The organism is Protofrankia sp. CiP1_Cm_nod4, assembly GCF_982290645.1.
Genome location: NZ_CEVIVC010000007.1, coordinates 12,229 through 20,452, shown reverse-complemented (window position 1 = coordinate 20,452; position 8,224 = coordinate 12,229). Strand labels below are relative to the sequence as shown.

Sequence of the window (8,224 nt, the reverse complement as noted above, 5' to 3'; positions counted from 1 at the left end):
CCCGAAGGCCTCGGATGCGCCGGGCGCGCCGGAGCCCTCCGCCGTACCCGCCGTCCTGCCCGTCCCTGCTGCCCCGCCCGCCGGCGGGGGCGGCAGAGGTGCCGGACGGAGCGGCTCGGCCACGGGCTGGGACGGCTTGTCCGCTGGCCGGCGCGGCTCGGCAGCCGGTCGGGGCGGTGGCACCGGTGGCCAGTGCAGTTCGGTGGTGTCCTCCGAGGGCTGTGGGCGCTGTCGCGGAACGGTGACGGCACGGCCCGTCACCTCCTCGAGGAGGTGACGGTAGCGGCGGGCGAGCACCCGCCGGTCGAAACGCGCCACCACACAGGCCCGGCCCTGTGCGCCCATGGCGGCGCGCCGGGCCGGGTCCGCGGCCAGGAGGCGGATCGCCCGGGCCAGTTCCGACGGGTTCTCGGGCGGGACGACGACCCCGCCCGCCTCGGAGAGGATCCGGGCGGCCTCACCGGCGAGCGCGCCGATGACCGGCCGGCCGGCGGCGAGCAGCTCGAACATCTTCGACGGGATGAAGGTGGCGAACAGCGGCACGTCCCGCAGCGGGACCAGGCAGATGTCGGCCGCGGCGACGATGGCCGGCACCTCGTCGCGGTCGACCGCGGGCAGCATGGTGACGTTGGTGAGCCCGAGCTCGGCGACCCGGTCGGCGACCCGCCCGCGGTCGGCTCCCTCGCCGACGAGGGCGACGTGCACCGGATCCCGGGCAAGCTCGGCCGCGGCGTCCACCACCGAGACCAGCCCCTGGGAGATGCCATGGGCGCCGATGTAGAGGACGAGGGTGTCGCCGGGGGCCGCGCCGAGCCGGGCACGCAGCGTCCTGGACGCCGGCTCCGCCGAGGAGGGCCCGGCCGAGGAGGGCCCGGCCGGCCGGCCCGGCGGCCGTGTCCGGGCCACCGGCTCCGCTGCCACCGGCGGTTCCGCCGCGGCTGGCGGGGCCGGCGGCTCCACCAGCGCCGGCGGGGCCGGCGGGGCCGGTGCTGGTGGAGCCGCCGGGGGGGCTGGGCTGAACCGGCTCAGGTCGGCGCCGTTGTGGATCGTGTGGACCTTGCCGGCGGGGATGCCGCGCCCGACGATGTCGTCCCGGAAGCCGTCGGTCACGGTGACGACGGCGTCGGCGGCCCGGTAGGCGGCCATCTCCAGCCGTTCGAGCGCGGCTATGACCCGACGGTCGCGCAGTACGCCGAGCTGCACGAAGATCGCCGGCCACAGGTCGCGGACCTCGACCACCAGGCGCGCGCGCCGCAGCCGGGCCAGCAGCCACGCCGAGCCGAGTGGGAAGAAGGTCGGGGACGAGACGACCACCACGTCGGCCGCTCCCGCCGCCCGCCCGCCGAGCAGCACGCTGGTCACGGTGAACGACAGGTGCGACAGGGTCCGGCGGACGATCCCCTCGTTCGGGGTGGCGTACAGCCAGGTCCGTATCACCCGGTAGCCGTCGCGTCGCTCGATCCGCTGCCACGCGCCGCGGTACTCCGGCGGCACGACGCCGGTGGGGTGGTTGGGCATCCCGGTCAGGACCGTGACGTCGAGGCCGTCCGCCGCCCAGGCCCGGGCTGTCTCGGCGAGACGTGCCTGCGGGGCGCCCACCTCGGGCGGGAAGTAGTGGGTGATCAGGAGCACCCGCAGCGGCCGCCGGCCGGCCGTCCCGGCCGCTCCCGGCGGTTCCGCTGGTCCCGCTGCTCCTGCCGGTCCTGCCGGTCCCGCCGGTCCCGCCGGTCCTGCTGATCCGGTCACCGCAGCCACCTCGGCGCTGCGCACGCGATGCGGGCGAAGTTCACGGTTGGCTCCCGGGTGCGAGTGAGTACGAGATAGCGGGGAAAACGTGCAGTCAGCGTGACAGAGCTTATCGTAGTCGAACGGATACGATCCGTATGTACACGTCCGGTGTGGCGCCGATATGGTCACCTGAAGTAATCACATCTGGTGGTCTGCTGGATCCCGTAGGCAGCAGCTCCGGATCCCGTAGGCAGTGGCTCCCGTGGGTAAAGGGACCTGCGGGCAACGGCGCCGGCCAGCGTTGGATGCGGTGGTCACAGCCGGGCCAGTGGTCGGGCCGGCGGTAGGGCCACCAGCCGGGCTGGCGGCCGGTCTGACGCTTCGAGCAGGGAGTCCCCTCGTGCATGTCCTCTTCGTCGCCGGTGCCCGGCCCAACTTCATGAAGGTCGCGCCGGTCCTGGCCGCGGCCGTGGCGCGTGGCGCCGTCACCACGCTCGTGCACACCGGCCAGCACTACGACGCCGCGATGAGCGGGGTGTTCTTCGACGAGCTCGGCCTGCGGGCCCCCGACCACTTCCTCGCCGCCGGCTCGGGCAGCCACGCCGGCCAGACCGCCGGGGTCATGACGGCCTTCGAGCCGCTGCTCGCCGCCGTCCGCCCGGACGTCGTCGTGGTGGTCGGCGACGTCAACTCCACGCTCGCCTGCGCGCTGGTCACGGCCAAGTCCGGCATCCCGCTGGCGCACGTCGAGGCCGGGCTGCGCAGCCGGGACTGGTCCATGCCCGAGGAGGTCAACCGGGTGGTGGCCGACCGGGTCTCCGACCTGCTGTTCGCCACCTCGCCGGACGCCGCCGGCAACCTCCGCCAGGAGGGCTACCGGCCCGACCAGGTGCATCTCGTCGGCAACGTCATGGTCGACACCCTGTTGGCGAACATCGAGCGCGCGCGGGCCCGGCCGGTCCTGTCCCGGCTCGGGCTGCGCGCCGGCGGGTACGGGCTGGTGACCCTGCACCGCCCGTCCAACGTCGACGACCCGGACGTCCTGTCGGGGCTGCTCGAGGCGCTCGGGAAAGTCGCCGAGCGGTGCCCCCTGGTGTTCCCCCTGCACCCCCGGACCAGGGCTCGGGTCGAGGGGCGGCTGCCGGCGGGGGTGGCCACGCTCCCGCCCGCCGGTTATCTCGACTTCCTCGCCCTGCAGGCCGGCGCCCGGGTCGTCCTGACGGACTCGGGCGGGGTCCAGGAGGAGACGACGGTCCTGGGCGTCCCATGCCTGACATTGCGTGACAATACAGAACGTGAAGTTACTGTTACCGAAGGTACCAATCAGGTCATCGGTACCGATCCCGAACGGATCGTGGCGGTGGCGGCCGAGGTGCTCGCCTACCCGCCGCGGCCACGGCGGCCCGCGCTGTGGGACGGCCGCGCCGGCGAGCGGATCGCCGAGATCCTGCTCGCGGGCGACTACGGCGGCCGCGGCCGCCGGCCGACCGACATCGCCGCTCGGGCCGTCGCTCCCGCGGGCGTTGCTCCCGCGGCCGTCGCTCCCGCGGGAGCGGCCCCGCGCGGCGCCACCGCCCAGGGTGGGTGAACGTACCGCGTACCGCGTACCGCGTATCACGCGGACCACGCTGTGACCTCTCCGGCAGACCACACCGTGGGCGCCGCTGGCCGACCGGGTCCGACGGCCGTTGAAATAGCTGTGAAATGCCTGGTGGGAGGCTGAATAGCCCCGTTCCGGAAACGGCAGTTCGTCCATACCGGGCGAGTCCGACGCGTTACTCTCGGACCGCCTGCCAAGAGCGCCCAAGTCCGGATTTCAGGGGAATCGATGCCTGTAGACATCAGTGGCCGTGCCAACCAGAATCCCGCCAGCGGACCATCGGCCCGATGGTGACGTTGCCCGTGCCCGAGCGGTGGATCCGCCGCCGGGCCCCGGACGGACGTGCCACGCCGGACCGGCTGTCCCGCCGGCCGGTCCGCCCGGTCGCGGATCCGGTCGGCCGCCTGCCCGGCCGTGTCACCGGCCCGGCGTGGCGGCAGCGGCCGTTCGTGCACGCCGCGCTGGCGCGTCCGGTCCGGCCGCGGGTCGTCGTGACGGTTCTGGCCGGCTGGACGGTGGCCTCGACATCGTTGACGTGTTGGACGGTTCTGCGCACAGGGGCCGGTTTGTGGCTGATAATCTCGGTATGTCCGCTGATACTGATCGTGATTGTGGCGGCCATGCTGTTGTTGCGCCGCTCGCGCGGGAATCGTGCCGGCGGGTTCGCGGGCACCGACGAACTGACCGGGCTCGCCAATCGACACGGGTTTCTCGGCCAGGCCGCGCGGTTGTTCGGGGATCATTCCGACGGCTGCCCGGTGCGCTGCCGGGACCCGGACCAGGGCCAGGGCCAGGACGTGGGGCCGGACCGGGGGCCGGAGGAGGCGGGGCGGCCCGCCCCCGCTTCCGGCGCGTTACTGCTGATCAACATTGACCGTTTCCGAGAGGTCAACAGCAGCCTCGGCCACGAACAGGGCGACCGGCTGCTGATCGAGGTGGGCCGGCGGGTCCGCCGGCTGGGACGCGCCGGCAACCTGGTGGCAAGGATCGGCGGGGACGAGTTCGCCCTGCTGCTGCGCGACGTGGGCGCCGAGCGGGCCCAGGCCGCGGCGGCCGGTGTCCGCGACGTCCTGCGGGAGCCGTGCACGCTCGCCGGCACGCCGGTACCGGTCGAGGCGAGCATCGGCATCGCGATCGCTCCCGATCACGGCCGGGACGTGCCCGAGCTCCTGCGCAACGCCACCTCCGCCCTGGGCGAGGCGAAGAAGTCGTCCGCGGGCCACCGGGTGTACGACCCGAGCTGCGCCCGGCCCGGTCCGGCCCGGCTGCGGCTGCGCGCCGAGCTGCGCACCGCCCTGCGCAACGGGGAGATCGAGCCGTACTACCAGCCCAAGGCCGACCTGCGCACCGGCCGTATCACCGGGATGGAGACGCTGGTGCGCTGGCGGCATCCCGTCGACGGGATCCGCACGCCCGACACCTTCCTCCCCGACATCCAGGCCGCCGGCCTGATGCCCGCCCTGACCAGGCAGATCCTCACCAGGGCGCTCGCGGACTGCGCACGCTGGCACGCCGCCGGCGCTCGGCTGTCGGTGTCGGTGAACGTGCCCGCGCCCGTGATCGTCGACCCCGGTTTCGTCCCCGGTGTGCACGAAGCCCTTGGCGCGGCGGGCGTCTCCCCGTCCGCGCTCTGCGTGGAGATCACCGAGGATTCCCTGATGACGCAGCGGGAGCGTGCGCAGCACACCCTCGTCCGGCTGCGCGCGCTCGGGGTGCGGGTCAGCCTCGACGACTACGGCAGTGGCTACTGCTCCCTGGCCTACCTGCGGGATCTGCCCGCGGACGAGCTCAAGCTCGACCGGGCCTTCCTGCGGGACGTCGAGCGCAGCCCCGCGGCCGGGGAGATCGTCCGGTCGACACTCGCGCTGGCGCACACCCTGCGCCTGCGGATGGTCGCCGAAGGCGTCGAGACGGCCAGGTCATGGGCGCTGCTGGCGGCCTGGGGATGCGACGAGGCGCAGGGCTACTTCATCTCGCCGCCCATGGCCGGCGAGCAGGTTCTCCCCTGGCTGCGGCAGTGGACCCAGCAGACCCGCCCACCCCAGCAGGCCCATCCGTCCCGGCCGGCGCCGGTATCGCCGTCCGCGCCACCATCATCGGTGCCGCTGGTGCCAGCGTCGCCGGTGGAGCCGGTGCCCTCGCAACCGCCGCTGTCGCGAGGGCTGCCGCCGTCGCAACCGCTGTCGTTGCCGCAGACACAACCATTACCGATGCCGTCGTCCAGAACACCAGTTATGTAACCACAAGTAACTATGCGGACGACGGTACCCGTGGGCGGGCGCCGGTCGCTAGGGAAGATCGCTGCCTGTTTGTCGTCGGGTAACGTTCACCGGCCGAAAAAGCGGCCTCAACGACCAGCAGGGCCGGATCAGGCTGGGTCCGGATCTGGCCTGATCCGAGCCACGCTCGGTGTGGACGGTTGCGGACGCCGTCTGCCGCGCTGTCCGCATCATCGGGCGATGCCGCTCGCGGCGCGGGCCAGCAGCTCCAGCGGCTGGGCCAGCGCCTCGCCGATCTGGTCGGCGCACACCCGGAACGTCTCGACCGGCGATCCGATCGGGTCGGGGATGTCGTCGTCAGCGGGAGCCGCGGGGCGGCGGAGGCCGCGGCGGGCCAACGCGCGGGAGATGAGGGCCTGGCCACACATCCGGATCGTCTCCGAGGCCGGGGGCAGTGGTCCACGGCCCACGGCAGCGGCTGGCGTGCCGTCGCTGGCCGAGTCGTGTGAGCGGACCGGCCCCCGGCCGGGGGGAGCGGCGGCCGCACGGGCCCCGCCCAGGTAGCGAGCCCCGCCCAGGCAGGCGGCGGTGTCCGGGCTGATGTCGGCGGGCGTGAGCCCGGCGGTCACCCGGGCGAACTCCCGCAGGGTGAAGGCACGGCTGACGGTCTTCGGCGCGGTCGTCACGGCGGCCGCGCGATGCCCGCGCTCCGCGCACAGCACCAGATCGGCGCTGTCGAGCAGCCCGGCGTGCAGGCGGCGGGTGGTGAAAGCACGCGGGTCGAGACCACGTCCGGCCAGGACGGACGCGGCGTGCGGGTGGATGGGCGTGCCGTCACGTGCGCTGGTACCGGCGCTGGTGACGGTCACCCCGGGTGCGGCGGCGGTACCCAGCGCCTCCTGTAACAGCGCGGCGGCGAGGTACTGGGCCATCGGCGATCGGCACAGGTTCCCCGTGCACACGATCAGGATGTGCCATGGCGCCGCGGGGCCGGCGGGCCCACCCGTGCCAGGCGTGCCGGGTGTGCCGGGCGTGTGGGCGGCTGTCATCGCGGCGCGGGGATTCTTGTGATCATTGTGGCTGTTGCCGTCCGGGGCTGTCACACCGCGGGGGTGGTGTTGTGCAGGGCTTCGCCGTGTCCGCTCATCTTCGGGTTCGTGGCCCGGTGCCGGCCGGGCGCGGCGGCACCGGGCCGGGGCTGTCGCCGCCTGCCGTCGAGGTAGCGGGGAAGCAGCAGATACATCCGGACGAGCAGGACGGCGGCGATGCCGGCGGCCACCCGCGCCGCCACGTCGGCACTGTAGATCACGATGCCGAGGCCGGCGGTCGCCGCGGTGACCGAGGAGACCACGAGCGTCGCGCGGGTGTGCGACCAGCCCGCGACGGTGAGCAACTGGTACACGTGGCCGCGGTGCGGCGCGTACCAGAGCTGGCCGGAGCGCACCCGCCGCAGCAGCGTGCAGGAGGTGTCCGCGAGGTAGACCAGCAGCGGGGCGACGACGGCGTCGGGCCGCACACCGTGCGCGACGGCCAGCAGCGCCAGCACGGCGATCAGCGCGCCGAGGGCGTAGCTGCCCACGTCACCGAGAAAGATCCTTGCCCGCGGGAAGTTGTAGGGGCCGAAGCCGAGCGCGGCCCCGGCCGCCATGGCTCCGCCGTAAGTGAGGAAGTCCAGGCCGCTGCGGTGCCCGATGACAGCGAAGGCCACGCCGGTCAGCAGGGTCTGGGCCGACGAGATGCCGTTGATCCCGTCCATGAAGTTGAAGGCGTTGGTGAAGCCGGCGATCCACACCAGCGCCGCGCAGGCGGCCAGCGGGATGATGGCGACCGGCAGGTCGGGCGGTGCCACGGCGACCCAGGCGATGATCGTCAGTGCTGCCGCGACCATCTGCAGGCCGAGCCGGCGGAGCGCGGCCACGCCGTGGGTGTCCTCGGCGAGGCCGAGCAGGCCGAACAGCGATGCGGCCACCACCACGGTGAACAGCTCGGCGGGGGCGTCCACGGCCGGGTCGACGATGGGTACCAGCATGCCGGCGAACAGGCCGAGAGCGATGGCCACCCCGCCGCCCCGGCAGGTGGGCACCAGGTGTGACGATCGTTCGGTCACGGTGTCCATGACGGCCAGATGTCGCATGCCCGCGATCACGGCCGGCGTCGTGACCGCGGTGATCAGAAGTGCGATGACTGCCGAAAGCACCACGTCGTCCACCGCCTTGGGATGGTCCGGGAGGGTTCTTCGCCGCCGCCGGCACGGAGCGGTCATGGCCGTGCCGCTGGTGGCCGGTGGGATCCGGCTCCGGTCGAAGATCGAAAGATGGCTACATTAAGTAGTAGAGACACTACTACTAGTGTGGATAGGCGTTCGTCGTGTCGCGTCCGACATCGCCGCCGGTGTCGTGTCGTGTCGTGTCGCCGCTGGTGTCGTGTCGCCGTCCACGGGGTTCGGGCCGGATGCCCGCCGGGCGTCACCTGGTGTCGATCTTCGGCTTGTGGTGCGACACGGGCCATGCTTCCGCTTTGGCGGCGGTTCGGTATGTCACGCTATGCTTATGACTAATTACGGAAAGCTCGTCGTGGTAGGTCAGGGCTACGTGGGTCTGCCCCTGGCGATGCGGGCCGTCGAGGCCGGCTGGTCCGTGGTCGGGATCGAGGTGGACGAGGGGCGGGTCAAACGGCT

General features: G+C 73.0%; 5 protein-coding genes. 2 read left to right on the top strand and 3 right to left on the bottom strand.

Translation table 11 applies throughout. From position 1 onward, the window contains the following. Positions 1 to 1,632, bottom strand: a 1,632-nt coding sequence (locus tag AC5LSR_RS02975) for a glycosyltransferase family 4 protein (RefSeq protein ID WP_493468118.1), incomplete at its 3' end; no start/stop codon positions are given. Between the two features lie 496 nt (positions 1,633 to 2,128). On the opposite strand from AC5LSR_RS02975, the gene wecB reads away from it, so the two are divergent. Both wecB and AC5LSR_RS02965 read left to right on the top strand, forming a co-directional pair. After that, positions 2,129 to 3,316, top strand: coding sequence for a non-hydrolyzing UDP-N-acetylglucosamine 2-epimerase (gene wecB / locus AC5LSR_RS02970; protein WP_250290672.1), 1,188 nt, complete (start codon positions 2,129 to 2,131; stop codon positions 3,314 to 3,316). A 299-nt stretch (positions 3,317 to 3,615) separates the two neighbouring features. Further along, the gene (locus AC5LSR_RS02965) at positions 3,616 to 5,568 is read left to right on the top strand and encodes a putative bifunctional diguanylate cyclase/phosphodiesterase (RefSeq protein WP_250285336.1); all 1,953 of its coding nucleotides are present in this window, start codon (positions 3,616 to 3,618) and stop codon (positions 5,566 to 5,568) included. 209 nt (positions 5,569 to 5,777) lie between these two features. Here the strand turns inward: AC5LSR_RS02965 and AC5LSR_RS02960 are convergent, their stop codons facing one another. After that, positions 5,778 to 6,509: an arsenate reductase/protein-tyrosine-phosphatase family protein gene (locus AC5LSR_RS02960; protein WP_493468124.1), complete on the bottom strand. Its 732-nt coding sequence runs from the start codon at positions 6,507 to 6,509 to the stop codon at positions 5,778 to 5,780. A gap of 137 nt (positions 6,510 to 6,646) precedes the next feature. Further along, positions 6,647 to 7,747: an MraY family glycosyltransferase gene (locus AC5LSR_RS02955; RefSeq protein WP_250290676.1), complete on the bottom strand. Its 1,101-nt coding sequence runs from the start codon at positions 7,745 to 7,747 to the stop codon at positions 6,647 to 6,649. Positions 7,748 to 8,224 lie beyond the last annotated feature (477 nt).

Bases quoted from the DNA above. Each gene is read 5' to 3' on its own strand.
- AC5LSR_RS02965 (WP_250285336.1), top strand. From the start codon at position 3,616: ATGGTGACGTTGCCCGTGCCCGAGCGGTGGATCCGCCGCCGGGCCCCG.